26 protein-coding genes are annotated in these 24,085 nt (G+C 60.4%); 12 read left to right on the top strand and 14 right to left on the bottom strand.

Going from position 1 to position 24,085, the window contains the following annotated elements; genetic code table 11:
* Positions 1–278 precede the first annotated feature (278 nt).
* From DVJ77_RS09080 to rpoZ, 6 genes are all read right to left on the bottom strand, one after another.
* On the bottom strand, positions 279–530 hold the full coding sequence (locus DVJ77_RS09080; protein WP_114845150.1) for a type B 50S ribosomal protein L31: 252 nt from the start codon (positions 528–530) through the stop codon (positions 279–281).
* A 163-nt stretch (positions 531–693) separates the two neighbouring features.
* On the bottom strand, positions 694–1,629 hold the full coding sequence (locus DVJ77_RS09075; RefSeq protein WP_114845149.1) for a nucleoside hydrolase: 936 nt from the start codon (positions 1,627–1,629) through the stop codon (positions 694–696).
* Positions 1,630–1,714: 85 nt separating this feature from the next.
* A complete protein-coding gene (recG, locus tag DVJ77_RS09070) occupies positions 1,715–3,823 on the bottom strand; it encodes an ATP-dependent DNA helicase RecG (RefSeq protein ID WP_114845148.1) in 2,109 nt (702 codons plus the stop codon).
* Between the two features lie 73 nt (positions 3,824–3,896).
* Positions 3,897–4,280, bottom strand: a complete 384-nt coding sequence (locus tag DVJ77_RS09065) for a RidA family protein (protein ID WP_114845147.1) — start codon at positions 4,278–4,280, stop codon at positions 3,897–3,899.
* A 226-nt stretch (positions 4,281–4,506) separates the two neighbouring features.
* Positions 4,507–6,693 (bottom strand): RelA/SpoT family protein, encoded by a 2,187-nt coding sequence (locus DVJ77_RS09055; RefSeq protein ID WP_425480355.1) that lies wholly within the window; start codon positions 6,691–6,693, stop codon positions 4,507–4,509.
* A gap of 136 nt (positions 6,694–6,829) precedes the next feature.
* On the bottom strand, positions 6,830–7,120 hold the full coding sequence (gene rpoZ / locus DVJ77_RS09050; protein ID WP_114845145.1) for a DNA-directed RNA polymerase subunit omega: 291 nt from the start codon (positions 7,118–7,120) through the stop codon (positions 6,830–6,832).
* A 217-nt stretch (positions 7,121–7,337) separates the two neighbouring features.
* Between rpoZ and DVJ77_RS09045 the strand changes: the two genes are divergently transcribed.
* Positions 7,338–8,186: an MlaA family lipoprotein gene (locus DVJ77_RS09045; RefSeq protein WP_114845144.1), complete on the top strand. Its 849-nt coding sequence runs from the start codon at positions 7,338–7,340 to the stop codon at positions 8,184–8,186.
* A gap of 71 nt (positions 8,187–8,257) precedes the next feature.
* On the opposite strand, the gene DVJ77_RS09040 is transcribed toward DVJ77_RS09045, so the two are convergent.
* The 5 genes from DVJ77_RS09040 to DVJ77_RS09020 form a co-directional block, all read right to left on the bottom strand.
* A complete protein-coding gene (locus DVJ77_RS09040; protein WP_114845143.1) occupies positions 8,258–8,548 on the bottom strand; it encodes an STAS domain-containing protein in 291 nt (96 codons plus the stop codon).
* Between the two features lie 5 nt (positions 8,549–8,553).
* Entirely contained in the window at positions 8,554–9,228 is a 675-nt protein-coding gene (locus tag DVJ77_RS09035) for an MlaC/ttg2D family ABC transporter substrate-binding protein (protein ID WP_114845142.1), read from the bottom strand.
* 69 nt (positions 9,229–9,297) lie between these two features.
* Complete coding sequence (mlaD, locus tag DVJ77_RS09030) at positions 9,298–10,161, bottom strand: outer membrane lipid asymmetry maintenance protein MlaD (RefSeq protein WP_114845141.1); 864 nt, start codon at positions 10,159–10,161, stop codon at positions 9,298–9,300.
* A 118-nt stretch (positions 10,162–10,279) separates the two neighbouring features.
* Positions 10,280–11,053: a lipid asymmetry maintenance ABC transporter permease subunit MlaE gene (gene mlaE / locus DVJ77_RS09025; protein WP_114845140.1), complete on the bottom strand. Its 774-nt coding sequence runs from the start codon at positions 11,051–11,053 to the stop codon at positions 10,280–10,282.
* Entirely contained in the window at positions 11,050–11,886 is an 837-nt protein-coding gene (locus DVJ77_RS09020) for an ABC transporter ATP-binding protein (protein ID WP_114845139.1), read from the bottom strand. The genes mlaE and DVJ77_RS09020 overlap by 4 nt, the downstream gene beginning before the upstream one ends.
* Before the next feature lie 130 nt (positions 11,887–12,016).
* On the opposite strand from DVJ77_RS09020, the gene DVJ77_RS09015 reads away from it, so the two are divergent.
* On the top strand, positions 12,017–12,769 hold the full coding sequence (locus DVJ77_RS09015) for an AAA family ATPase (RefSeq protein ID WP_225427908.1): 753 nt from the start codon (positions 12,017–12,019) through the stop codon (positions 12,767–12,769).
* An 11-nt stretch (positions 12,770–12,780) separates the two neighbouring features.
* Here the strand turns inward: DVJ77_RS09015 and gmk are convergent, their stop codons facing one another.
* Both gmk and DVJ77_RS09005 read right to left on the bottom strand, forming a co-directional pair.
* On the bottom strand, positions 12,781–13,401 hold the full coding sequence (gene gmk / locus DVJ77_RS09010; RefSeq protein ID WP_225427907.1) for a guanylate kinase: 621 nt from the start codon (positions 13,399–13,401) through the stop codon (positions 12,781–12,783).
* A gap of 11 nt (positions 13,402–13,412) precedes the next feature.
* On the bottom strand, positions 13,413–14,276 hold the full coding sequence (locus tag DVJ77_RS09005; protein ID WP_114845136.1) for a YicC/YloC family endoribonuclease: 864 nt from the start codon (positions 14,274–14,276) through the stop codon (positions 13,413–13,415).
* A gap of 141 nt (positions 14,277–14,417) precedes the next feature.
* On the opposite strand from DVJ77_RS09005, the gene rph reads away from it, so the two are divergent.
* The 8 genes from rph to cydX all read left to right on the top strand — a co-directional run bounded on the left by rph (position 14,418) and on the right by cydX (position 21,600).
* On the top strand, positions 14,418–15,149 hold the full coding sequence (gene rph / locus DVJ77_RS09000; RefSeq protein WP_114845135.1) for a ribonuclease PH: 732 nt from the start codon (positions 14,418–14,420) through the stop codon (positions 15,147–15,149).
* A 3-nt stretch (positions 15,150–15,152) separates the two neighbouring features.
* A complete protein-coding gene (rdgB, locus tag DVJ77_RS08995) occupies positions 15,153–15,764 on the top strand; it encodes an RdgB/HAM1 family non-canonical purine NTP pyrophosphatase (RefSeq protein WP_114845134.1) in 612 nt (203 codons plus the stop codon).
* A complete protein-coding gene (gene hemW, locus DVJ77_RS08990) occupies positions 15,761–16,927 on the top strand; it encodes a radical SAM family heme chaperone HemW (protein ID WP_114845133.1) in 1,167 nt (388 codons plus the stop codon). Before rdgB ends, hemW begins: the two co-directional genes overlap by 4 nt.
* A 64-nt stretch (positions 16,928–16,991) precedes the next feature.
* Entirely contained in the window at positions 16,992–18,317 is a 1,326-nt protein-coding gene (gene pepQ / locus DVJ77_RS08985) for a Xaa-Pro dipeptidase (protein ID WP_114845132.1), read from the top strand.
* Positions 18,318–18,508: 191 nt separating this feature from the next.
* Complete coding sequence (gene cydP / locus DVJ77_RS08980; RefSeq protein WP_114845317.1) at positions 18,509–18,721, top strand: cytochrome oxidase putative small subunit CydP; 213 nt, start codon at positions 18,509–18,511, stop codon at positions 18,719–18,721.
* Positions 18,721–20,289: a cytochrome ubiquinol oxidase subunit I gene (locus tag DVJ77_RS08975; RefSeq protein WP_225427923.1), complete on the top strand. Its 1,569-nt coding sequence runs from the start codon at positions 18,721–18,723 to the stop codon at positions 20,287–20,289. Before cydP ends, DVJ77_RS08975 begins: the two co-directional genes overlap by 1 nt.
* Before the next feature lie 10 nt (positions 20,290–20,299).
* Positions 20,300–21,430, top strand: a complete 1,131-nt coding sequence (cydB, locus tag DVJ77_RS08970) for a cytochrome d ubiquinol oxidase subunit II (protein WP_114845130.1) — start codon at positions 20,300–20,302, stop codon at positions 21,428–21,430.
* 38 nt (positions 21,431–21,468) lie between these two features.
* Complete coding sequence (gene cydX / locus DVJ77_RS08965) at positions 21,469–21,600, top strand: cytochrome bd-I oxidase subunit CydX (RefSeq protein ID WP_114845129.1); 132 nt, start codon at positions 21,469–21,471, stop codon at positions 21,598–21,600.
* Between the two features lie 21 nt (positions 21,601–21,621).
* Here cydX and DVJ77_RS08960 read toward each other — a convergent pair whose 3' ends face one another.
* Positions 21,622–22,176: a helix-turn-helix domain-containing protein gene (locus DVJ77_RS08960; RefSeq protein ID WP_114845128.1), complete on the bottom strand. Its 555-nt coding sequence runs from the start codon at positions 22,174–22,176 to the stop codon at positions 21,622–21,624.
* 134 nt (positions 22,177–22,310) lie between these two features.
* Here DVJ77_RS08960 and DVJ77_RS08955 point away from each other — a divergent pair, with 134 nt between their 5' ends.
* Together DVJ77_RS08955 and DVJ77_RS08950 are read left to right on the top strand one after the other, a co-directional pair.
* Positions 22,311–23,102: an aldolase gene (locus DVJ77_RS08955; RefSeq protein WP_114845127.1), complete on the top strand. Its 792-nt coding sequence runs from the start codon at positions 22,311–22,313 to the stop codon at positions 23,100–23,102.
* Positions 23,103–23,149: 47 nt separating this feature from the next.
* Complete coding sequence (locus DVJ77_RS08950) at positions 23,150–24,040, top strand: dihydrodipicolinate synthase family protein (RefSeq protein ID WP_114845126.1); 891 nt, start codon at positions 23,150–23,152, stop codon at positions 24,038–24,040.
* Positions 24,041–24,085: the final 45 nt, after the last annotated feature.

The following is a 24,085-nucleotide window of genomic DNA, read 5'->3' as shown; positions in this document are numbered from 1 at the left end:
AGAAACCTCCTTCACGTAGTCATCAACGGGACGACCGTGGGGACGGCGCCTATCAACGAGGGAATGTGGGCGTCGCGCTCAGCCAGGTGCTTGAGTAAACACACAGCGGCTATACGACGGCGCGCATTATCGCACATCACTCCGTCACACATTCGACCGCGGATGGTCGAAATAAGGTTGAATGACGGACACACAAAAACACGGGGCAAGTTTGCACTTACCCCGTGCTTGAACTGACTTCGCAGCATCACCGTTTAGCGGCGACGCAACGGCAGTAATTACTTCGCGGCACCCGCATAGCGGCGGCGGAACTTGTCGACGCGGCCACCAACGTCAAGCGTCTTCTGCTTGCCGGTGTAAAACGGATGAGAATGGCTTGAGATATCCACTTTGATCAGCGGGTACTCGTTGCCGTCTTCCCACTTGACGGTGTCCTTGGCGGCAATCGTCGAGCGCGTAAGAAACGCGAACTCAGACGACAGGTCCTGGAACACCACCGGCCGGTAATTCGGATGGATATCGGGCTTCATAAGCTGACTCTAAAGCGGTAGGTGACAAGAGCGGCATTATATAAACCACTCAATGACATAGTCAACCTGAGGCAGTCTTAAAACCTCTAGGCAGCCTATCTGGGCGCCCCCTGCCCGCACTTGAGAGATAGCCCTAAAGCAAGCTACCAGCCGAGTCCCAGCCTCATTTTTCCGCGCCCAAGGCTTTTCGCACCATAGCGGCAAAGCGCTGCTGATCCACATCCAGCACGACCCGCGCATTGACCGGCTTGCCTAAACGGCCGGCCCAGTCCACTACGGTAGCCCCGCGAGTCAAACGACCATCCAGTTCCACCGCGACATGGCGGTTCTCGCTACGCGTGATGATGCTCGGATCGATCGCCACCGCCATCGCCAGCGCATCGGCGGCAATTACTCCCCGGCGCTGTTTTTTCAGATTGAAAGCGCGTGCGGTCTGAAATACTTTGCCGAAAAACACCGCGCGATGATCGCCCGCGACCAGCCAATGATTGAATTCGGTCTCGTCGAAGGCATGCCGCAGCGTAGCCTCCCAATCGACCAGGTCGAACTGCGGAAACGCCTCGAACACCACGTGCGCCGATTCCGGATCGAAGCCGACGTTGAACTCCGCCGGCACTTTCTCCGTATTGCCGTGACCCGTCACCGCCCCGCCCATCACGACCAGCCGCGCGACACGCTCAGGCAGGCTCGGATCCAGCCGTAGCGCCAATGCCAGGTTGGTCAGTGGCGCCAGCGCTACCAAAGTCAGCTCACCGGGGCGCTCTCGGGTCAGGCGCAACAAGGCCAGGGCGGCCTGCTCGTCGCCGGCCTGCGCCTTCGGCTCAGGAAAGCCGACATCGCCCAGACCATCCTTGCCGTGCACAAACGCGGCATCCTCTTCGGGCATACGCACCAGCGGCGTGGGACAGCCCGCGAATATCGGCGTGGAAGCACCCACCAGGTCAATCAGGGTTCGCGCGTTGCGCACGGTATGAGCCAGCCCGACATTACCCGCTGCAACGCTTAATCCAGCGACATCGGCGTGCGCATGCGCCATCAAGATGGCCAGCGCGTCGTCTACGCCAGGATCGGTGTCGATCAGCAGTTGCGGCTTGCTCATAAAGGCTTAGGCTCGTTGGGCTCGGGCCAAGTAGCTTAGAACCTGTTCAAGGTCTTTGAGTAGCCCAGACTTGAGTAGCCAAGGTTTACGCATGGACATAGCGCGCGGCACCGCCCACCCAGCGTTCGATCAACTGCTCTGCATGCTTCGGATGCAACCTCAGCATGCGCTCGCCCACGCTCTGCACTGCCGGTAGCAAATGGGCATCGCGGGCAAGGTCGGCGATGCGAAAACTGAGCTGGCCGGTTTGGCGCGTACCCAATACTTCGCCGGGGCCACGCAGCTCCAGATCTTTCTCGGCGATGCGAAAACCATCATTGGTTTCGCGCATTACCTGCAATCGTTCGCGAGCCAACTGACCTAGCGGCGGCTGGTAGAGCAGCACGCAATTGGAGGCCACCGCGCCACGGCCGACACGACCCCGAAGCTGATGCAACTGGGCCAGGCCAAGCCGCTCGCTGTTCTCGATCACCATCAGACTGGCGTTAGGTACATCCACGCCAACTTCGATCACCGTGGTCGCCACCAGTACAGCCAGCTCACCGGCCTTGAAAGCATCCATCACCGCCTGCTTTTCTTTCGGTTTCATGCGTCCGTGGATCAAACCGACATGGAAGCCGAGCAGCGCAGCAGAAAGCTCCGCATGCGCCACTTCGGCAGCTTGCGCGCGCAACTGCTCGGACTCCTCGATCAAGGTACACACCCAATACACCTGACGACCCTCGGCACAGGCAACATGGATACGTTCGATCACTTCGTGGCGACGGCCATTGGAGATGGCAATCGTCTGCACCGGCGTGCGACCAGGCGGCAATTCGTCAATCGATGAGACGTCTAAATCGGCGTACGCGCTCATCGCCAAAGTGCGGGGAATCGGTGTCGCGGTGAGTACGAGTTGATGCGGCACCTGCTCGCCTTCGAGCCCTTTGTCACGCAAGGCGAGGCGCTGATGCACGCCAAAGCGGTGCTGCTCATCGACGATCACTAACCCGAGCCGGGCGAAGCTCACGCCCTCTTGCATCAAGGCATGGGTGCCGATCACGATCGGCGCGCCATCGGCCACCCGCTGCAAGGCTTTTTGCCGCGCCTTGCCCTGCACCTTGCCCGCCAGCCACTCGACCTCGATATCGAGCGGCGCAAGCCAATGCCGGAAGTTTCGCAGATGCTGCTCGGCAAGCAGCTCTGTGGGCGCCATCAAAGCGACTTGGCGCCCCGCCTCCAATGCCGCCAGCGCCGCCAATGCCGCGACTACGGTTTTGCCCGACCCCACATCGCCTTGCACCAAGCGCAACATCGGCTTGGGTTGAACAAGATCCACGGCAACTTCGCGAGTGACTCGCTGCTGGGCAGCCGTCAACTGAAACGGCAACCCATCTTGTAAGCGCCGCCGCAATTGACCATCACCACCCAGCACCGGCGCATGCCGGCGCCGCACGGCTGCCCGCATGCGTTTCAGGCTAAGGTGCTGCGTAAGCAACTCTTCAAAGGCTAAACGCTGCTGAGTGGGGTGACGGCCTAAGGTGAGCTGGCCCATGTGGGCATCCGGCGGCGGCCGGTGCACATACAGCAAGGCTTCGCGCAACGAGCTAAGTCCATGCTCGGCACATAGTTCAGGCGGAATCAGTTCCAACTGCGCATCCGGCGGCAGCAGCGCCAACGCCTTGTCGATCACACCCGCCAGACGTTTTTGGCCAAGGCCCTCGGTGGTCGGATATACCGGGCTGAGTCGCTCTTCGACCGTGATAGGCACCTCTGTGGTGATCCGTTGGTACTGCGGATGCACCATCTCCAGCCCTTGCGCCCCCATCCGCGCCTCGCCGTAGCAAAGCAGGCGCGTACCCGGCCGCAGTTGCTCGGCCTGAGTGCGGCGAAAATGAAAGAAACGCAGCAGTAGCGTTTGCCCTACACCATCGCCAATCGCCACCTTCAACTGCGGTCGATAACGAAAGCCACTCTCGACCGTTTCGACGACACCCTCGACCTGGGCACGCTCGCCGGGCCGCAGGTCAGCCAGCGTGGTCACGTGGGTCTTGTCCTCATAACGCAACGGCAGGTGAAACCAGAGATCCTGCACCCGCTCCAGACCCAACCGCTTAAGCGACTCAACCAGTGCCGGCCCTACACCGCTCAACGCCGATACCGGCATGGTGCCGGTATCGTTAGCAATCATGGGGCGTGCGGGGCGAGCAGACATGATGACAAGCCTACCCGAGTCCAAGTACCAACAGGCATAGTCAATCGACGCCTTGCTGGATGTCAGATCCTGCTCAATCCAGCACCATTATCGCGTCAACCTCGACCTGCGCCGCCTTTGGCAAGGCAGAGACCTCGATGGTGGAGCGCGCCGGGAATGGTGCATGAAAATACTCGGCCATCACTGCATTCACGGTCGCAAAATGGGCAAGATCGGTCACGTAAATACCCACTCGCACGACCTGCCCCAACGAACCACCGGCGGCCTGCGCCACCGCAGTGAGATTGTCGAATACTCGACGCGTCTGCACCGCAATATCACCCTCAACCAATACGCCAGTCGCCGGATCCAGCGGAATCTGGCCCGAGAAATACACCGTGCTGCCCACACGTACGGCTTGCGAATAAGGGCCAATCGCGGCCGGAGCTTGGTCGGTACTGATGATGCTGCGAGACATGAGTTTTCCTCGGGAACGGGGAACGGGGAACGGGGAACGGGGAACGGGGAACGGGGAACGGGGAACGGGGAACGGGGAACGGGGAACGGGGAAAAGCCTAAAAAGCATGAGCAAAAAAGCAAGAGAAAAAACAAAGAAAAATCAAAAAAGAACGCGGACCTGCAATATCCCCTCGAACTTCACGTTCCCCGTTCCCCGTTCCCTATTCCCCATCCGCACCTTTCTCTCAAAGCGGATACCGATACGCCCCGCTAACCGCCCCAGTGCGCCGCACGCGACGAATCACGTCGGCGAGATGCTTGCGACTCTTCACTTCCAGCGCAAACAACAGGGTGGCGGCAGCGGCATCGCGTTCGACGTATTCCACATTCGAAATGTTCGAATTAGCCGCCGCAATCGCCGCGGCGATAGTAGCCAAGACGCCTGGGCGGTTAAGCACTTCGATGCGTAGCTCGGCGTGGTAATCGCCCTGTACGTCGCGATCCCATTCGATCGCCACGCAACGCTCCGGCGACTTGCGCAGCTCCACCACATTGGGACATTCGACGCGATGCACGACCACGCCTTTGCCCGAAGAGAGATAGCCAATAATCTCGTCGCCCGGCAAGGGATGGCAGCATGCTGCAAAGCTCAACACGCCGCGTTCGGCGCCGGTGATGGTGATCTTCTCGGCCACTTGTGTCGGTAACGGCGCCTGCCCCTTCTGTTTACCGCGCGAAGCAAGAAGCTGGTTGGCAACCATATGCGGCATGCGGTTGCCCAAGCCGATCTCGGACAGCAACTCTTCCAACCGCTTGAGCTTGGCTGCCTCAAGAAAGCGATCCAGCACGGCCGGCGGAATCGCATCCAGGCTGCTGCCCAAGGCATCCAGCGCGCGATCAAGCATGCGATGGCCGAAGTCGACCGCATCCTCATGCTGCAAATGCTTCAGATACTGGCGAATCGCGGTGCGCGCCTTGCCGGTAACCACAGACTCCAGCCAGGCTGGATTAGGCACTGCCGACGGCGCGGTAATGACTTCCACCAACTGACCCGATTCCAGCCGGGTACGCAACGGCAGCAACTTCTTGTCGACGCGGGCGGCCACTGCGTGATCGCCGACATCGGTATGCACGGCATAGGCAAAATCGAGTGCGGTCGCATTGCGTGGCAGCGAAAGAATGTCGCCGCGCGGCGTGAACAGATAAACCTCGTCTGGAAACAGGTCGATCTTGACGTTTTCGATGAATTCCGCCGACGAGGCCGTGTTTGCCTGGCTATCGGCCAAGGAGGACAGCCATTCGCGGGCACGCGCCTGCGCACTGTTCGCCGGGCCGCTATCGGTCTTATAGGCCCAATGCGCAGCCACGCCGCGCTCGGCCACCGAATCCATCTCAGCGGTGCGGATCTGTACCTCGATCGGCGCGCCGAACGGCCCCAGCAGCACCGTATGCAGCGACTGATAGCCGTTGGCTTTCGGAATCGCGATGAAATCTTTGAAACGACGGTCTACCGGCTTGTACAGCGAATGCACCGCACCCAACGCCATGTAACAACTCATCGCGTTATCGACGACGACGCGAAAACCGTAGACATCCATTAATTGCGCAAAACTTTTGTGCTCGTTGCGCATCTTGGAGTAGATGCTCCACGGCGACTTGATCCGGCCGACGACGCGAACCGGCAAATGCTCGACCGTCAGGCGTGCCGACAAGGCCGTCTCGATTTTGCCCATCGCTTCGCGACGATTGCCGATGGCGGCGCGAATGCGCTCGCTGATAACACGGTAGCGGTCCGGATACAGGGCGCGAAAACCGAGGTCCTGCAGCTCGGCCTTGAATTTGTTCATGCCCAGGCGCTGTGCGATGGGGGCGTAAATCTCCAGCGTTTCGCGGGCGATGCGACGACGCGATGGCGCATCTTTGGCGCCAAGCGTGCGCATGTTATGCAAACGGTCGGACAACTTAATCAGAATCACACGCAGATCGCGTGCCATCGCCAACAGCATTTTGCGGAAACTTTCGGCATCGGCCTCTTGGCGACTGCCGAAGCGCATTTTGTCCAGCTTGGTCACACCATCGACCAACTCGGCTACCGCTTCGCCGAACTCGCCAGCCAACTCGGTACGGCTTAGCTCGGTGTCTTCGAGGGTATCGTGCAGGATCGCCGCGATAATGGTCTCTGCATCCAGCCCCAACTCGGCCAGAATGCTCGCGACGGCGACCGGATGGGTGATGTAGGGCTCGCCGCTTTTGCGCTCCTGCCCTTCATGCGCCTGGGCACCTATTTCGTAGGCGCGCAGCACACGCGCCACCTGCGCTTCGGGCAGGTAAGACACGCGTTCTTTCAAAGCCAATACATACGGCGGCAACGTTGACGTATCCACGGGGGAAAGATGCGTGGCCGTCGGCATAGAAGTTCGGCGCCGGCTCAGGCAGCCGCCTCGTGTCGCTGACTGCAACTGATGTAAACCTGATGACTACGAAGGGCGGCGGCAGTGTCGGCAAGCCAGCGCGTCACACCGGCAAGGCCGGCGCGACGCACTCGCATATGACAGCCGCCGCCATCCATCAGTCGTCTCCGCCTTTCGACAAATCGTCATCAACCTCGGCCGCAGCCCATTCCTGGGCTTCGCGCTCGGCGCGCTCCTTCTCGGCACGATCGATTTCGTCGATGGTGGCCTGGTCGATACGACGGGCCGCGATCTCACGCAGGGCGAGCACGGTCGGCTTGTCGTGATCCGGGTTGACGGCAGGTTCGGCGCCATTGGCAAGCTGGCGGGCGCGTTTAGCCGCCATCTGCACGAGGTCGAAACGGTTACCGACCACCTCTAGGCAGTCCTCGACGGTAATACGGGCCATGTGAAATCCTTAGGGAATAAAGAGACTTAAGATGCCAGCCAGTGTAGCCAGAGGGCGCTTGGCTGGCAATGTGGCACCCCGTATGATGCCCGGTTCAGCCGGCATAGGCGCCATGGCAACTGAGCTTCGAGACGAAAGGAGATCGTCAGCCGTGCATAATAAAAAACCAGGCGGTACACTTTTACCGTCACCTTCCCCGCAGCGGACCCCCTCGTCGATGCTACCGACCTCCCTCTCAGCCTTCTTGCGATCCGCTCGCTTGCGGCGCGCCGCACTTTTGGTCGCGATCGCCCTGCTGGCCGGCTGTTCCATTGCCAAGCCACGCACTGACGATCCGCTGGAGAAATACAACCGTAAGGCCTACGCCTTCAACGACAGCCTGGACAAGGCGGTGGTGCGCCCGGTGGCAGTGGGCTACCGCAAGGTGACCAACCCGCCGGTACGCCGCGCGGTAAGTGATTTCTTCACCAATATCCGCATGCCGATCACGATCGCCAACAGCCTGCTGCAGGCGAGGCCGAAACAGGCGATCCAGAGCAGCGGGCGTTTCCTGGTCAATCTGACCTTGGGCGTCGGCGGCTTTTTCGATCCGGCCAGCCAGATGGGCATTCCGCTGCAAGAAAACGACTTTGGCATAACCCTGGCGCGCTGGGGCGTGCCTGAAGGCGATTATCTGGTGCTGCCTTTCGTCGGCTCCACCACGGTACGCGACGTTTGGCGCTTGCCGGTCGACAGCTATTTCTTCGACCCGTTGAGCTACGTCTCGCGCAACCACGATTTCCACTACGGCCAGTACTACATACCGCAAGTGCTGTACCTGGTCACCTTGCGCGCTCGGGCGATCGATGCGGAAAGCTTCCTGCAATCAGCCTACGATCCTTACGCATTCCTGCGCGACGCCTATCGCCAGCAGCGCCTCTACCAGATCTACGACGGCAATCCACCGGCTGATGTGATCGAGCAGATGCAGGGGCTTAAAGACAAGAACTTCAATCCCGATGAGTTGCTGGACGAGCAGCAGAAGTGGGAGAAAAAGAACCCGCAGCAGCCTGCCAGCAAGCAATAAACGAGCGTCAATGGGACAAAAAAAGGGGCCGCGAGGCCCCTTTTTTTTGCTGAATGGTCAACCGGTACCGCTCAACTGAGCAGATTGTCGACTTCGCAGACTTTCGCCAGCACCTGCATTCCTGCCGGAACATTGCGTACCCGCACTCGCCCCTGCGCCTGGGCCAACGCCGCCAATACACAGGCCAGACCCGCACTGTCGCTGTACTTCACGCCGGTCAGATCGAGCAGGCGCCGCCCGTCCCGTGCGAGTGAGGCATTGATCGCGCTTAGCGCTGCCGCCGCACTCGTGAAGGTCAACGCGCCCGATACGCACACCGTATCCGGCGCACTATCGGAAAGCTGAAAAGCAGGTCCGCTCATGGCTTTCACTGCGAGGCCTTGCCGTCCTTCTCCAAGGTATCCAAGGCTTTGGCACCCTGGGTCTCAAGCGTGTTGATGAGCTTGTCGATACCGTCTTTCTTGATTTCCGCATCGACTTGATTGCGGTAATTAGTCACGTAGGAAATGCCTTCGATGATGACGTCGTAGGCTTTCCACTCACCGCTGCTGCTCTTGCGGAAAGCGTAATCGACCGACACCAGCTTGCCGTCGTCCATCGCTACCTGGGTACGCACTACTGAACGCTTGTCGTTGAGGTCGCCGCCGAACGGCAACACCTTCACCCGGCCACGGGTGTAATTAAGCAGCCCCTCGGCATAACGGTGGGTAATCGAGTTGTAGAACGCCTTCGCAAAATGGCTGCGCTGCTCGGGTGTCGCCTCACGGGCGTGCTGGCCCAGCACCAGGATCGAGGCATAGTCGATATCGAAATGCGGCAAGAAGACGCCGTCGATCACCCCGATCAGCTTCTCCTTGTCGTTCTTCAACTTATCGCGCTGACCTGCGATGGCGGTGTCGAGCTTGCTGGTGATCTCCTGCACCACCTGCACGGGCGTCTGCTGGACCGAGGCGGCCGGAGCGGATGCATCCTGGGCAATGACTGGGGCGGCAAGCAAGCCGCTGAATGCGATGGCGGAGGCTAGAGCCAGACGACGCAACATGGGGAACTCCTGAGTCAATCTTTGGGCGGGGGCAATCTTGAAATCAATGGAAATACTTTGCCAACGGGATCAATGCTTGCCGGCAGGCTTGGTATCGTCGGCGGCAGCCTTCTTGTCGCCAGGCGAGCCACTGACCAAGAACTTGCCGATCAGATCTTCCAGTTGCAGAGCCGACTGGGTCAGTACCAGCTCGTCACCGTTCTTCAACGGCTCCGGCGAACCGCCAGGCTGGATCGCAACATACTGAGTGCCGATCAAACCGCTAGTGAACACCGCGGCAGCCGAATCATCGGGGATCTGGCTGAATTTCTTATCGATCGCCAGAACCACGTAGGCATCCAGCTTCACCGGATCGGCCTTCACCGACTGCACGCTGCCAATGGCCACGCCGGCCATCTTCACCGGCGCACCCGCCGAAAGAGCGCCTACATTGGTAAACCGCGCCTTCACCGTATAGCTGCCGCCGAGGTTATCGGCCGAACCGCCGGCGCCAAAGAATTTACCGAGCATTTCTTCCAACTGCTGGGCCGGCTTGGTCAAGGCCAGGGTGCCGCCGGCGGCCACGACATTCTTGGAGCTGCCGTACTGGATGCCGATGTACTGATCGCCGAGCAGACCGCTGGTGAAAATGGTTGCGACCGAATCTTCGGGAATCTTGCTGTAGCGCTGGTCGATCGACAGCTTTACGTCGGCCACTTCACTGGCGGGATCGAGCACGATCGACTGCACCTGGCCCACGCGTACGCCAGCGATCTTCACCGGCGCGCGCTCTTTGAGCTGACCGATATTGGCGAAGTGCGCATCGACGGTGTAGCTGCTGCCCTGATGAATATTGGCTACCGACGTGGTCTGGGTAGCCAGATAGGCCAGCGCGGCAAAGCCGAGCACGATGAACAAGCCGGTGCCGACGGCATACGATGGTCTCTGGCTCACGGCACGTTCCTCTGTATAAAAGTTTTAGACAACGTCTTATCGAATCGGATCTTATTGAAGCGGGTCTTATTAAATCGGGACATCGCGGCGCTCACTCTGCACAGTCGCATCGGCGCAATCACATAAGAAATGCGGTAAGCACGAAATCGATGGCCAAAATGGCAATCGACGAAGCCACCACCGTACGCGTAGTGGCATAAGCCACGCCTTCGCTGGTGGGTGCCGTGGTATAGCCCTGAAACACGGCAATCAGCGAGACCACAGCGCCAAAGGCGAGGCTTTTGTACAACACGCCGTTGACTACGTCCTTCCATACATCGACCGTGGCCGTCATGTTCGACCAGAACGTGCCGTTATCGATGCCGAGCCAGTTCACGCCAACCAGGTGACCACCGAAGATACCCAGCGCGCAAAACACGCAGCACAGCAGCGGCATCGCAATGACGCCGGCCAGAAAGCGTGGCGCTACCACGTAGGCAATCGGATCGACCGCCATCATCTCCATCGCGGCGATTTGGTCGGTGGCGCGCATCAGGCCGATCTCGGCGGTAATCGAGGTGCCGGCGCGACCAGCGAACAGCAAGGCGGTCACCACCGGCCCCAATTCGCGATAGATGGCAATCGCCACCACCGTGCCGCTGGCTGCCGTGCCGCCGAAAATCGACAGCACGTAATAAAGCTGCAAGCCCAGCACCATGCCGACAAACAGACCGCAGACCATGATGATGGTCAGGCTCATCGCACCGACAAACCAAAGCTGCCGCACGGTCTCGCGGCCGTGCCGGAAACTACGCGGAACGGCCGCGAGTATGGTCAGCAGAAACAGACCACAAGCGCCGATCTGAGTCAGCGAGCGAGTGACGACGTTTTCTTGCGCCGGCTGTGCGCTCATGCCCCGCCTCCTGGAAAACCGAGCGAAGTGGCGTAATCACCCGCCGGATACTGGAACGGCACCGGACCATCGGCCTCGCCACCAAAAAACTGCCGTGTCCACGGCGAGCCATCCTCGGCGATGGTCTTGGGGTCACCCTGCGCCACCACCTTGCCGTTCGCGATCAGATAAATATGATCGGCCACCTGCTTGATCGCCTCCAGCTCATGCGCCACCAAGACGCTGGTAATGCCGAGTGTTTGATTGAGCGTACGGATCAGCTTCAACACCTGATTCAATGCGACCGGATCAAGACCCACAAAAGGCTCGTCATAGAGAATCAGCATGGGGTCGAACACGATCGCCCGCGCCAGCGCCACGCGTCGCGCCATACCGCCGGACAGCTCGGTCGGCATCAACTTGGCGGCGCCGCGCAGGCCAACCGCCTGCAGCTTGGTCAGCACCAGATTGCGGATCAGTACTTCCGGCAGCTCGGTGTGCTGGCGCAGGGGGAAGGCGACGTTCTCGAACACATCGAAATCGGTCAGCAAGGCTGAATTTTGAAACAGGTATCCGATCTGTTCGCGCAACTCGAAAAGTTTCTCGCGCGACAAAGCCTGCACATTTTTGCCGTCGACCCATACTTCACCGGCATCGCCGCGCATTTGCCCGGTGATGTGCTTGAGCAGGGTGGTCTTGCCGGTGCCGCTGGGGCCCATGATGGCGGTGATCTTGCCGCGTGGAATGTCTAGATCCATCGCATCGAAGATCACCTTACCGTTGAGCACCGTGGTCAGGCCACGGACGCGCACCAGGGCGCTGTCGTCGGGCTGTGCGCTAACGGAGTCGGTCATAGGTCGGCATTCGGCATCAAAGTCGCACAAGTTACCGGAAGCGCTCTATGGGCGCCATCATGGATCACTCGATGAGACACCGGCGTGCTTTACTTCAGCATCACGCAAGCCCATGGCTGGGCAGGAATCTATGCGCACATTAGATGCTGAACACTACGTGATGGAGGCTCGCTTGCTGCGCGAGCGTGTCCCCACTTTCGGTGAATACCCCTTCTCTCTGCCGGTACTGCAGAATTTTCAGCGCCTGGAGCTACACCCCGCAGTGACCTTTCTGGTCGGCGAAAACGGCAGCGGCAAATCAACCTTGCTGGAGGCTGTCGCCACGGCATGGGGCTTTAATCCCGAGGGCGGCGGTAAAAACTTCCGTTTCAGCACCCGCACCTCGCATTCCGTACTGCATGAATATCTGCGCTTGTCTAAGACCTTTCGCCGCCCCAAGGACGGCTTCTTTCTGCGCGCGGAGAGCTTTTTCAATGTGGCCACTGAAATCGAACGACTGGACGAAGGTCCGGGCGGACCGCCCATCATCGATTCCTATGGCGGTCAATCACTGCACGAGCAATCGCATGGCGAATCATTCTTCTCGCTGATGACCCATCGCTTTCGCGGCGACGGCTTCTACGTGCTGGACGAGCCCGAGGCGGCGCTCTCGCCGGCACGGCAATTAGCCATGCTGCGTCGACTGCATGAGTTAGTCCGGCAGCGTTCACAGTTCATCATCGCCACTCACTCACCGCTTTTGCTCAGCTACCCGGATGCCTGGATCTACCAGATCACCGACCAGGGCCTCGAACGCGTGCGCTACGAGGATACCGAGCATTACGAGCTGACCCGCGGCTTTCTCAACAACCCGCAGAGCTATTTGCGCAATTTGCTGGATTGAACTGCAGACGGTCAGCCCAGCAGCTCGGCAATCAAGTTCTCGTAACGTCTGCATTGCAGCGCGGCACGCTGACGCACCGCATGCACAATCGCCTGCAAATCGCCCAGAGCGTCCTCGAAGCGGTCGTTGACGATGATGTAGTCGAACTCATGCGCGTGGCTGATTTCTTCACGTGAATTGTGCAGACGCCGCTCGATCACCTCGGCACTGTCCGAACCGCGCCCGCGCAGGCGGCGCTCCAGCTCGGGCCGTGAAGGCGGCAGGATAAACACACTGACGCAATCAGGCTTGGATTGACGGATCTGCCGCGCGCCCTGCCAGTCGATCTCCAGCAGCACGTCACGACCCTGCGCCAGCAAGCCGGCTACCGTGGTGTGAGAGGTTCCGTAGAGATTGCCATGCACTTCGGCATGCTCAAGGAAAATGCCCTCGGCGATTTCGCGCTCGAACTCGGCACGCTCGACAAAGTAGTAATGCCGACCGTATTCCTCACCCGATCGCGGCGGCCGCGTGGTATGCGACACCGACAACGAGATCGCCGGCTCGCAGCCGAGCAGCGCGTTGACCAAGGTCGATTTGCCGGCACCGGAAGGTGCGGCAACGATGAACAGGGTGCCGTCATCAGTAAGCATGCGCGAAGCACTCATTCGATGTTCTGCACCTGTTCGCGCATCTGCTCGATCAGCACTTTCAGCTCCACTGCCGCATTGGTGCTGCGTGCATCGACCGACTTGGAACCCAGGGTATTGGCCTCGCGGTTGAATTCCTGCATCAGGAAGTCGAGCCGGCGCCCCACCGGCTCCTTCAAGCCCAATACCCGGCGGGCCTCGCTGATATGGGTGCTGAGGCGATCCAGCTCTTCGTCGACATCGGTACGAGTGATCTGCAGCACCAGCTCTTGTTCTAACCGGCCCGGATCGGCAGGCTGCTTGAGGTCGGCCAGGCGCGTTTCCAGCCGCGTGCGCAGCGCCGCGCGAATCTCCGGCATCCAGCCGCGCACCTCGGTGACGACCCGTTCGATACCGTCCAGCCGCTCTTTGAGCAGATCGGCCAGCTTGGCGCCTTCGCGCTCACGGGTAGCGGTCAACGCGTCCAGTGCGCGATCGAGTACATCGAATAGCGCGACTTGCAGTTCGTCCTGATCCACCTCGGCTTGCTGCATGACACCGGGGAAGCGCAGCAAATCGGTGAACTCGACATGCAGGCCCGGGAAGCGTGCGGCCATGTCCAGATTCAGCTCGGAGAGCCGGGACAACAGCGCATGGTTGATTTGCAACGATTCGCTGCGTGCATCGTTGGCACGCAAACGTACGGTCAAATCCAGCTTGCCGCGTGACAGCTTCGCTGCGATCCGCTCGCGCAAGGCTGATTCAAAGTTACGCAAATCGTCCGGCAGCCGTGGGCTCAGCTCCAGATAACGGTGATTGACCGTGCGCAACTCGCAGCTAAGCGTGCCGGCGGGGCCGGCCGTTTCGGCGGAGGCATAGGCAGTCATGCTGCGGATCATGGGTGGCCTGCTCTTGAATGTTGGGTGACGGCTGAACCGATAACCGCCGGCCGGGCAACGGCCAGGCCAGTAACGATCGGTGGAAAAGTCAGCAATGGTAAACTCTCCGACCCGCCTTGCCCAATCCAGGCCGCACCCATAATGAATGCTTTCAACCGCCCCAGCGGTCGCGCCAGCGACCAACTGCGTCCTGTCACGATTGAACGCCACTACACCCGCCATGCCGAAGGCTCGGTTCTGGTCAGTTTTGGCGATACTCGGGTGCTATGCACAGCCAGCATCGAAGACCGCGTACCACCGTGGCTGCGGGGCAAGGGCGAGGGCTGGGTTACCGCCGAATACGGCATGCTGCCGCGCGCCACCACCAGCCGCACCCAGCGCGAAGCCGCGCGCGGCGGCCAAGGCGGCCGCACCATGGAAATCCAGCGCCTGATCGGCCGCAGCCTGCGTGCCTGCGTGGATCGCCAGGCACTCGGTGAGCGCGTCATCACCCTCGATTGCGACGTCATCCAGGCCGATGGCGGCACCCGTACGGCGGCGATCACTGGCGCCTATGTGGCCCTGGTCGATGCGGTAAGCCTGCTGATGAAACGCGAAAACCTGAAGCGCAACCCGATATTTGGCGCCATTGCCGCGGTCTCGGTCGGCATCTACAAAGGCGTGCCGGTGCTCGACCTCGACTATGCCGAAGATTCCAACTGCGACACCGACATGAACGTGGTGATGAACGACGGCGGCGGTTTTATCGAAGTGCAAGGCACCGCCGAAGGCCATCCGTTCCGCCGCGATGAAATGAACGCCTTGCTCGGCCTGGCCGAAAAGGGCATCACCGAACTGGTTGCCGTGCAGCACGCCGCCTTGGGCATGAGCTAGTCCATGTCACGCATCGCATCACGCATCGTTCTGGCCAGCAGCAACCCCGGCAAGCTCGCCGAGTTCAACGCACTCTTTGCCGATAGCGGCCTTGAGGTCGTCACCCAGGGCAGCCTGGGTGTGGGGGACATCGAAGAAACCGGCCTTACCTTTGTCGAAAACGCGCTACTGAAGGCGCGTAACGCGGCGCGGGTCACCGGGCTGCCGGCGCTGGGCGACGACTCGGGCCTGTGCGTTGACCATCTTCGTGGCGCGCCGGGCCTGTATTCGGCACGCTACAGCGGTAGCCATGGCGACAGTGCGGCGAATAACGCCAAGCTATTGCGTGAGCTGGATGGTGTACCGAACGAGCAACGCGGGGCGTTCTTTATCTGCGTGCTGGTGCTATTGCGCCATGCGGACGATCCGGCGCCGCTGATCGCCGAAGGCCGCTGGCATGGCCGGGTGCTGCATGAGACACGCGGCGTGCACGGCTTCGGCTACGACCCGCTATTTCTCCCGGACGGCCATACCGTCGGCGCGGCCGAGCTCGACCCGTCGCTGAAAAACCGTTTGAGTCATCGCGGCCAGGCCTTGGTCTTGCTGCATGAGCGCCTTGCCGAGCTGCACGGATGAATCTGCTCGCACCACCGCTATCGCTATACGTGCATATGCCGTGGTGCGTAAAAAAATGCCCTTATTGCGACTTCAATTCGCACGGCCTGCGCAGCGAACCGCCACCGTACGCGGCCTACATCGACCACTTACTGGCCGACCTGGATGCCGACCTCGCCGATTTCGGTGCGGCACTCACCGGCCGGCCGGTGCTCAGTATTTTCTTCGGCGGCGGCACCCCCAGCCTGTTCGCGCCGGAGCTGATCGACCGTTTTCTCGATGGCGTGCGTGCGCGGGTGAGCCTGGCCGATACGACCGAGATCACCCTGGAAACCAACCCCGGCACCGTCGAGCATGGCCGTTTCGATGGCTACCTGGCCGCCGGGGTCAATCGGCTTTCGTTCGGTATCCAGAGTTTCGACGATGACAAACTCAAGCGCCTTGGCCGCATTCACTCGGCTGCCGAAGCCGAGGCAGCGGTGAAATCGGCACAAGATGCCGGCTACGCCAACATCAATCTCGACTTGATGTATGCCCTGCCCCAGCAACAGCTCGATGGCGCGCTACACGATGTCGAGCGCGCCGTGGCCTTGCGCCCTACCCATATCTCGCACTACCAGCTCACGCTGGAGCCGAACACCGCCTTCGCCGCCAACCCGCCACCGCTGCCGGACGACGACCACGCCTGGGCGATGCAAGAGGGCTGCGAGCAGCGCCTTGCCGCCGCCGGCTACGGCCAGTACGAAATATCCGCCTATGCACAACCGGATCGGCGCTGCGTACATAACCTCAACTATTGGCGTTTCGGTGACTACCTCGGCATCGGCGCCGGCGCGCACGGCAAACTGACCGACGCCACCAATGGCACGGTGCATCGCCGCTGGAAAACCCGCCATCCGCGCGCTTACCTGGATGCCGCCAACGGTCCCGGCCGGATCGGTGGCGATAACGTGGTGCCCGCCGACGAACTGCCCTTCGAGTACATGCTCAACGCCTTGCGCCTGATCGACGGCGTGCCGATGAATGACTTCGCTGAACGCACTGGCCTGCCGATCGAGCGTATTGCCGCCGGACTTGCCAGCGCCCGCCAACGCGGCTGGCTGACCGACGACGCGCAACAAATGCGCACCACCGCGCTGGGCCAGCGTTTTCTCAACGATGTGATCTCCAGCTTCCTGGATTGAGTCCCTAGCAACCACCGCGATGCCGCGCGATCATGTGCCGCTTAGCGCACCATCAGGAACCCTCATGACCGATCGCCTTGCCCCGCTCTACCCCCAGCATCTGACCACCTTGCGCGAGCGCGCCGACAAGGCACTCGCGCTTGGCGGCTACGACCACCTGGTGATTGCGGCCGGCATGCCACTGCGCAAGTTTCTCGACGATCAAGACTATGCCTTCGTCGCCAGTCCGCACTTTCGCCATTGGTTGCCACTGACGAATACGCCGGGTAGCTGGATCGTCTATACGCCGGGCGCGAAGCCTAAGTTGATCTTTCTGCAGCCGCACGACTACTGGCATGTGGTGCCTGAGGCGCCGCACGGCTATTGGGTCGAACACTTCGATATCACCATCGTGCGCAACGCCGCAGACGCCGTAGCGCATCTGCCAGGCGCCAACACAAGGCGTGCAGTGATCGCACCGGAGCAACCGGCGCTAGCAGGCGCCGAAGCCAATCATCCGCAAGCGGTGCTGGATTACCTTCACTGGCATCGCTCCTACAAAACACCCTACGAATTGGAGCTGATGCGCGAAGCCAGCCGCATCGGCGCCCGCGCGCATCATGCCGCCGAGCAAGCCTTTCGCGCCGGCAAGAGCGAGCTGAGCATCCATCAGGCTTATCTCGCCGCCGCGGGCGCGATCGACGCCGAACTGCCCTATGCAAGCATCGTCGGCCTCAACGAACACGGCGCGGTGCTTCATTACACGAACTTCGATCGCAAGCCGCCAGCGCAAAGCCGCTCGTTTCTGATCGATGCCGGCGCCAACGCCGCCGGTTACGCCAGCGACATCACGCGCACTTACGCCGCCGTCGGTCACCACGAGTTTCAGGCGCTGATCGACAGTGTGGACGTCGCCCAGCAAGACTTCGTCGCTAAAGTCCGCGTCGGCCAGAGCTACCCGGAGCTGCATATCCACGCGCACCATGTCTTGGCCGACGTACTACGCGAACACGGCCTGATTCGCATGAGTGCGGAGAGCGCGGTGGAATCCGGCGTTACCGCGACATTTTTCCCGCATGGCCTGGGCCACCCGATCGGCCTGCAGGTACACGATGTCGCCGGTTTCCAGCAAAACGAACGCGGCGGCAGTATTCCGCGCCCGGCCGGCCATCCGTATCTGCGGATGACCCGCGTGCTGGAGCCCCATATGGTGGTGACGATCGAGCCTGGCCTGTACTTCATCGACATGTTGCTGGCCGAGCTGCGCGACAAGCCACTCGCTGCCGATATCGACTGGGCCAAGGTGGATGCTTTTCGCCCTTACGGCGGCATCCGCATCGAGGATGATGTCGTGTGCACCGAGGCGGCGCCAGAAAACCTTACCCGCGATGCATTTGCATTGTTGAGTTGATCGCCATCCCGGCCGATGCCGGGGCGACAAAGATGGCCGGTTATCGCCAGCTCACATCCTTTCCCACTCTCCCATAGAGAGACGTGGGAAAGTTGTCCATGTGGCGATCCGCCACTGCGACATTGCTACACGCAGACAAGACGTTACTGCGGTGTACCATGCGTGGCAGACACAGCAGGGGTGCATTTGCCATGTCCATGTCGCTCACTCAAGCCAAACAAACCAGACCACTGCGCCGGCTGGCTGTTGAGTTAATCCTGATCGTCGTCGCCAAGGTCGCTCTATTGAGTTTGATCTGGTGGGTCGCGATCGCTCCGCACCCACGCCCCGATACCCGCCCCGAGGCGATTGAGCACTTGCTCGCGCCGGCCCCTTCTTCCTCGCCGCACGAAGGCCAACCATGATTATCGACACCGACGTCGTTACCCTGTCGCGCCTGCAATTTGCGCTTACCGCGCTCTATCACTTTCTATTCGTGCCACTGACCCTGGGCCTGGTATGGATGCTCGCGATCATGGAGAGCGTTTATGTGATGACCGGGCGCGAAGTGTGGCGGCGCATGGTGCAGTTTTGGGGCGTGCTGTTCGGCATCAACTTCGCGATGGGTGTCGCTACCGGCGTGACCATGGAGTTTCAGTTCGGCATGAACTGGGCTTACTACGCGCACTACGTCGGCGATGTATTCGGCACACCGCTGGCGATCGAAGGGCTGATGGCATTCTTCCTCGAAGGCACGCTGATCGGCCTGTTCTTTATGGGCTGGACGCGCCTGTCGCGGGTCAAGCACCTCTTGGTCACCTGGTTTCTCGCCCTCGCCACCAGCTTGTCGGCGTTATGGATATTGATCGCCAATGCCTGGATGCAGAACCCGGTCGGCTCGGCGTTCAATCCTGAAACGATGCGCATGGAGGTGACTTCGTTCTCCGAGGTGTTTTTCAATCCGGTGGCGCAGGCCAAGTTTGTGCACACGGTAAGCGCCGGCTATGTGATGGGCGCGATGTTCGTGCTGTCGATCAGTGCCTGGTATCTGCTGCAAGGGCGCAATGTGGATTTCGCCAAACGCTCGATGACGGTGGCGGCTAGTTTTGGCCTGGCCGCAGCCTTGAGCGTCGTCGTGCTAGGCGACGAATCCGGCTACGCGGTTTCCGAGAACCAGAAGATGAAGATGGCGGCGATCGAGGCCATGTGGGAAACCGAACCCGCACCGGCCTCTTTTACTGTGTTCGGCATCCCCGACGTCGCACAACGCACCACCCACTTCGCCGTGCGCGTGCCGTGGGTGATGGGCTTGATCGGCACCCGTTCGATCGACACACCTATTCCCGGCATCGCCAATCTGGTCGAGGAAACCAAGGGCAAGATCGACAACGGCATTCATGCTTACGACGCCATGCTGGTATTGCGCGAAGACAAAAACAATGCGCAAGCGCGGGCGATTCTCGCCGCGCACGACAAGGATCTCGGCTACGCCTTATTGCTCAAACGGTTTATGGACGATCCACGTAAGGCGACACCGGCGGACATCCAAAAGGCTGCCGACAGCACCATTCCGAATGTGCCGGTGTTGTTCTGGTCGTTTCGCATCATGGTCGCCTGCGGCTTCTACTTCATCGCCCTGTTCGCGTTCTCGTTCTGGCTATCGAGCAAACGCAAACTCGATAGCAAGCGCTGGTACTTGAAGATGGCGCTATGGAGCTTGCCGCTACCGTGGGTGGCCGCAGAGCTGGGCTGGATCGTGGCCGAATACGGCCGCCAGCCGTGGGCTATCGAAGGCATCTTGCCGACAGCGCTGGGCGTGTCGTCGGTGACCACCGGCCAGGTGTGGACCTCGCTAGGCGGTTTCGTGTTGTTCTATACCGCGCTGGCAATTATCGATGCGGTGCTGATGGTCAAGTTCGCGCGCAAAGGGCCGGATGGGCTTGGAATCTGGCCGCCTGCCGACATCCACACCACCACCCCAGCCAAGGTTTGAGGAGAGCGCCATGTTCGACTATGAAAACCTGCGGTTGATCTGGTGGGCTTTGCTCGGCGTGCTGTTGATCGGCTTCGCCATCATGGATGGCTTCGACTTCGGTATCGCCGCATTGCTGCGCGTGCTTGGCCGCAACGACGACGAGCGGCTGGTACTGCTGGAAACCATTGAACCGACCTGGGAGGGTAACCAGGTGTGGTTCATCCTCGGCGGCGGCGCGGTGTTCGCGGCATGGCCGATGCTTTATGCCGTGTCGTTCTCCGGTATGTACCTGGCGATCGCGCTGGTCTTGCTGGCCTTTATTCTGCGTCCGGTCGGCTTCAACTTTCGCGGCAAGGTGCACGACGCGCGCTGGCGCAATCTGTGGGATTGGGTCCTGGTCGGCTCCGGCGTAGTGGTGATGCTGATTTCCGGCGTGGCCTTCGGCAATCTGTTCCTCGGCGTGCCATTCCAGTTCGATGGCGATCTACGCATGAGTTGGCATGGTGGCTTTTTTGAGTTGCTGCACCCGTTCGCCCTCGTCGCCGGCCTGGTTTCCTTAAGCATGTTGCTAGCGCACGGCGCATGCTGGGCAGCGCTGAAAGCAGATCACGTGATTGCCGAACGCGCGGCGCGCATCGCGCGTTGGATAGCATTGGTCTATGCCGTGCTGTACGTACTGGCCGGCATCTGGCTGGCCTATGGCATACCCGGCTACGCCATCGTCGGCCCGGTGGTTACCGATGGCCCCGCCAATCCATTATTCAAAGAAGTGGCTCGCGGTGGCAGTTGGTTTGCCAGCTACCTGCAGCATCCCTGGTTCTGGGCTGCGCCCGTCGTCGCCTTGCTTGGCGCCATCGGCGTGCAACTGACGGTGGGCAAGCGCGGCCTTGGCGGCTTTCTTTGCAGCAGCCTGATGGTGGCGGGTACCATTTTGTCGGCCGGCTTCGCGCTGTTCCCGTTCTTGCTGCCATCCAGCCTCGATCCGCGCTCCAGCCTCACTATCTGGGACGCATCCTCCAGCCGTGGCACCTTGCTGTTGATGCTTGGCGTCACCGCGGTATTTATGCCCATCATCATTGCTTACACCAGTTGGGTGTACCGCGTGATGCGCGGACGCGTCACCCTGGAACACGTGCGCAATTCGCATAACGGTTATTGAGCCGCACAGCCGACGCCCCTTATAGGAGTCCCGATCTCATGTGGTATTTCAGTTGGATACTTGGCCTTGGCCTGGCCTGCGCCTTCGGCATCCTCAATGCGATGTGGTACGAAGTGCATGTATCGCGTGAAGCAGAGCGCGACCGTACGCCAAGTGAAAACGGCGATTAAGCTACTTCCCGTTGCAGGCTCTTAATCCGCGCCGGTCTTGTCGTCGTACACAACGATAAGCACTTCCGCTTGCATGCGACCGATGGAGCGCATGCGATGCGGAATCCGTGCGTCAAAGTAAGCACAATCGCCTACATCGAGCTGCACGTCCTTTCCGGCGAAATCCACCTCGACCTTGCCTTTGTGCACAAACAACAGCTCCTCGCCGGCATGCTCCTTGAACGCCGAAGTCGCAAAGTCTTTTGGCGGATACATCATGAAAGGCAACAGCATCTTGTGGCCTAACTGCGTAGCGATGCCTTCGTAAACGGGCTTATCGGATTTACCCGTCATGGCGATGGGACTGCGTTCGCCGGCACGCACGATAGTGATCGGCTGCTGCCCGACCTTTTCCGAAAAAAGCTGCTCGACATCGATCCTCAACGCATGCGCCAACTTCAGCGCCACGGCGATCGAAGGCACGCTCAGCCCACGCTCGACCTTGGACAAATAGCTCTTCGTCAGACCGGTCTGCCCGGCCAGGGCTTCAAGTGTCCAGCCATGTTTCTTGCGCAACAACTTCAGCCGGGCAGCCATCGCCGAATCCAGAACATTGAGATGCCCTATTGTCGCATAGGACACTTTGTGTCATTAATTACCCCAAGTGTTCTCAGACGCCTCCCTTGCTACGCGACGCGCAGTCGCCCAGCACCCAACGATGAGGAAACAACATGGCCGACACGCTTCAATTATCTAAATCCGAGCTAGTCACACGCGCGCAGCGAAATATGGAACAGGTACTGCCGCGCCCTACCTGGACAACCCAGCAGAAGCTGGCACTCACCTGCCGAATCCTGTTCGATGCCGGCCACGATTCCGGCCTGGCCGGCCAGATCACGACACGCGCCGAAGCCCCAGGCACCTATTACACGCAACGCCTCGGACTGGGCTTCGACGAAATCAGCGAATCGAACCTGCTACTGGTCGATGAGGATCTGAACGTGCTTGAAGGCAACGGCATGGCAAATCCGGCAAATCGTTTCCATAGCTGGATCTACCGCGCCCGTCCGGACGTCAACTGCATCATTCACACCCATCCGCTGCATATCGTGGCCCTCTCCATGCTTGAGGTGCCGCTTATCGTTTCGCATATGGACATCTGTCCGCTATTCGACGATTGCGCCTTCCTCAAAGATTGGCCCGGCATCCCGGTTGGCAACGAAGAAGGCGAAATCATCGCCAAAGCACTTGGCGACAAGCGCTCCGTCCTGCTTGCGCATCACGGCCAGCTCGTCGCCTGCTCAACCATCGAGGAGGCCTGCGTGCTCGCCTCGCTGTTCGAGCGGGCCGCCAAGTTGCAGTTGCTGGCCATGGCCGCCGGCGAGATCAAGCCGCTGCCTAAGGCGCTCGCCAGCGAAGCACACGACTGGATCTCAACGTCCAAGCGTGACCAGACCACGTTTGCCTACTTCGCACGCCGCGCACTGAAAAACCACCCTGATTGCATCGAGCAAACCATCTGAATGCAGTTGCTTAGCCTTACCAACGTTTTGAAAGGACTTATCCCCGTATGACACAAGCAGTTTTCAAGGGCATCGTCGCTTACCCGATCACCCCTTTCCGCCCCGAAGATGGCGCCGTCGACACGGTTGCCCTGACCGCCCTGATCGATCGCCTTGTGCAAAGTGGCGTACATGCGATGGCCCCGCTCGGCAGCACCGGCGAGAACGCGTACCTCAGCGACATCGAATGGCAAACCGTGGCCGAAACTTCGGTGCGCCATATTGCCAAACGGGTTCCGGTCATCGTCGGCATCTCCGAACTGACCACCCAGAATGCGGTGCGTCGCGCGCACTTCGCCCAACAGATCGGTGCCGACGCCGTCATGGTGCTGCCGACTTCCTACTGGAAGCTCACGGAGGAGGAAATCTTTCAGCATTACGCCAAGATCGCGGCGGCTATCGATCTTCCGATCATGGTCTACAACAACCCGGCGACCAGCGGTGTCGATATGTCTCCCGAGTTGATGGTTCGCATGAACCACGACATCGACAATGTCAGCATGATTAAGGAAAGCTCCGGCGATATTCAGCGCATGCACCGGATCACCCAGCTATCGGATGGGCAGATTCCATTCTTCAACGGCAGCAATCCGTTGGCGCTGGAGGCCTTCGCAGCAGGTGCCACAGGCTGGTGTACCGCCGCACCTTGCTTGATCCCCGAACTGACACTGCAACTCTATCGGGCCGCCAACGCCGGAGATATGCAGCAAGCTCGCGAGTGCTTCTACAAGCAACTCCCCTTGCTGCAATTTATCCTGAAAGGCGGCCTGCCAAAGACCATCAAGGCCGGCCTGCAATTGAGCGGCTTCGATGCGGGTATTCCGCGCAGCCCGGTGTTGCCGCTGGATGACGCCCAACGCGAGCAACTTGCACAGCTATTGAAAGCATTGCAGACCTAATCGCGAGACCTGATCGCATGAGCACGGCGGCGTGTGTTATTTCAT

The organism is Dyella tabacisoli (assembly GCF_003350925.1).
In the GTDB taxonomy this organism is placed as follows: domain Bacteria; phylum Pseudomonadota; class Gammaproteobacteria; order Xanthomonadales; family Rhodanobacteraceae; genus Dyella_C; species Dyella_C tabacisoli.
This window is presented reverse-complemented; position numbering and strand designations above follow the sequence as displayed.

Excerpts from the sequence above, each read along its gene's own strand:
- DVJ77_RS09080 (WP_114845150.1), bottom strand. The coding sequence starts at position 530 with ATGAAGCCCGATATCCATCCGAATTACCGGCCGGTGGTGTTCCAGGAC.
- DVJ77_RS09075 (WP_114845149.1), bottom strand. The coding sequence starts at position 1,629 with ATGAGCAAGCCGCAACTGCTGATCGACACCGATCCTGGCGTAGACGAC.
- recG (WP_114845148.1), bottom strand. The coding sequence starts at position 3,823 with ATGTCTGCTCGCCCCGCACGCCCCATGATTGCTAACGATACCGGCACC.
- DVJ77_RS09065 (WP_114845147.1), bottom strand. The coding sequence starts at position 4,280 with ATGTCTCGCAGCATCATCAGTACCGACCAAGCTCCGGCCGCGATTGGC.
- rpoZ (WP_114845145.1), bottom strand. The coding sequence starts at position 7,120 with ATGGCCCGTATTACCGTCGAGGACTGCCTAGAGGTGGTCGGTAACCGT.
- DVJ77_RS09045 (WP_114845144.1), top strand. The coding sequence starts at position 7,338 with ATGCTACCGACCTCCCTCTCAGCCTTCTTGCGATCCGCTCGCTTGCGG.
- DVJ77_RS09040 (WP_114845143.1), bottom strand. The coding sequence starts at position 8,548 with ATGAGCGGACCTGCTTTTCAGCTTTCCGATAGTGCGCCGGATACGGTG.
- DVJ77_RS09035 (WP_114845142.1), bottom strand. The coding sequence starts at position 9,228 with ATGTTGCGTCGTCTGGCTCTAGCCTCCGCCATCGCATTCAGCGGCTTG.
- mlaE (WP_114845140.1), bottom strand. The coding sequence starts at position 11,053 with ATGAGCGCACAGCCGGCGCAAGAAAACGTCGTCACTCGCTCGCTGACT.
- DVJ77_RS09020 (WP_114845139.1), bottom strand. The coding sequence starts at position 11,886 with ATGACCGACTCCGTTAGCGCACAGCCCGACGACAGCGCCCTGGTGCGC.
- DVJ77_RS09015 (WP_225427908.1), top strand. The coding sequence starts at position 12,017 with ATGCGCACATTAGATGCTGAACACTACGTGATGGAGGCTCGCTTGCTG.
- gmk (WP_225427907.1), bottom strand. The coding sequence starts at position 13,401 with ATGCTTACTGATGACGGCACCCTGTTCATCGTTGCCGCACCTTCCGGT.
- DVJ77_RS09005 (WP_114845136.1), bottom strand. The coding sequence starts at position 14,276 with ATGATCCGCAGCATGACTGCCTATGCCTCCGCCGAAACGGCCGGCCCC.
- rph (WP_114845135.1), top strand. The coding sequence starts at position 14,418 with ATGAATGCTTTCAACCGCCCCAGCGGTCGCGCCAGCGACCAACTGCGT.
- rdgB (WP_114845134.1), top strand. The coding sequence starts at position 15,153 with ATGTCACGCATCGCATCACGCATCGTTCTGGCCAGCAGCAACCCCGGC.
- hemW (WP_114845133.1), top strand. The coding sequence starts at position 15,761 with ATGAATCTGCTCGCACCACCGCTATCGCTATACGTGCATATGCCGTGG.
- pepQ (WP_114845132.1), top strand. The coding sequence starts at position 16,992 with ATGACCGATCGCCTTGCCCCGCTCTACCCCCAGCATCTGACCACCTTG.
- cydP (WP_114845317.1), top strand. The coding sequence starts at position 18,509 with ATGTCCATGTCGCTCACTCAAGCCAAACAAACCAGACCACTGCGCCGG.
- cydB (WP_114845130.1), top strand. The coding sequence starts at position 20,300 with ATGTTCGACTATGAAAACCTGCGGTTGATCTGGTGGGCTTTGCTCGGC.
- cydX (WP_114845129.1), top strand. The coding sequence starts at position 21,469 with ATGTGGTATTTCAGTTGGATACTTGGCCTTGGCCTGGCCTGCGCCTTC.
- DVJ77_RS08960 (WP_114845128.1), bottom strand. The coding sequence starts at position 22,176 with ATGGCTGCCCGGCTGAAGTTGTTGCGCAAGAAACATGGCTGGACACTT.
- DVJ77_RS08955 (WP_114845127.1), top strand. The coding sequence starts at position 22,311 with ATGGCCGACACGCTTCAATTATCTAAATCCGAGCTAGTCACACGCGCG.
- DVJ77_RS08950 (WP_114845126.1), top strand. The coding sequence starts at position 23,150 with ATGACACAAGCAGTTTTCAAGGGCATCGTCGCTTACCCGATCACCCCT.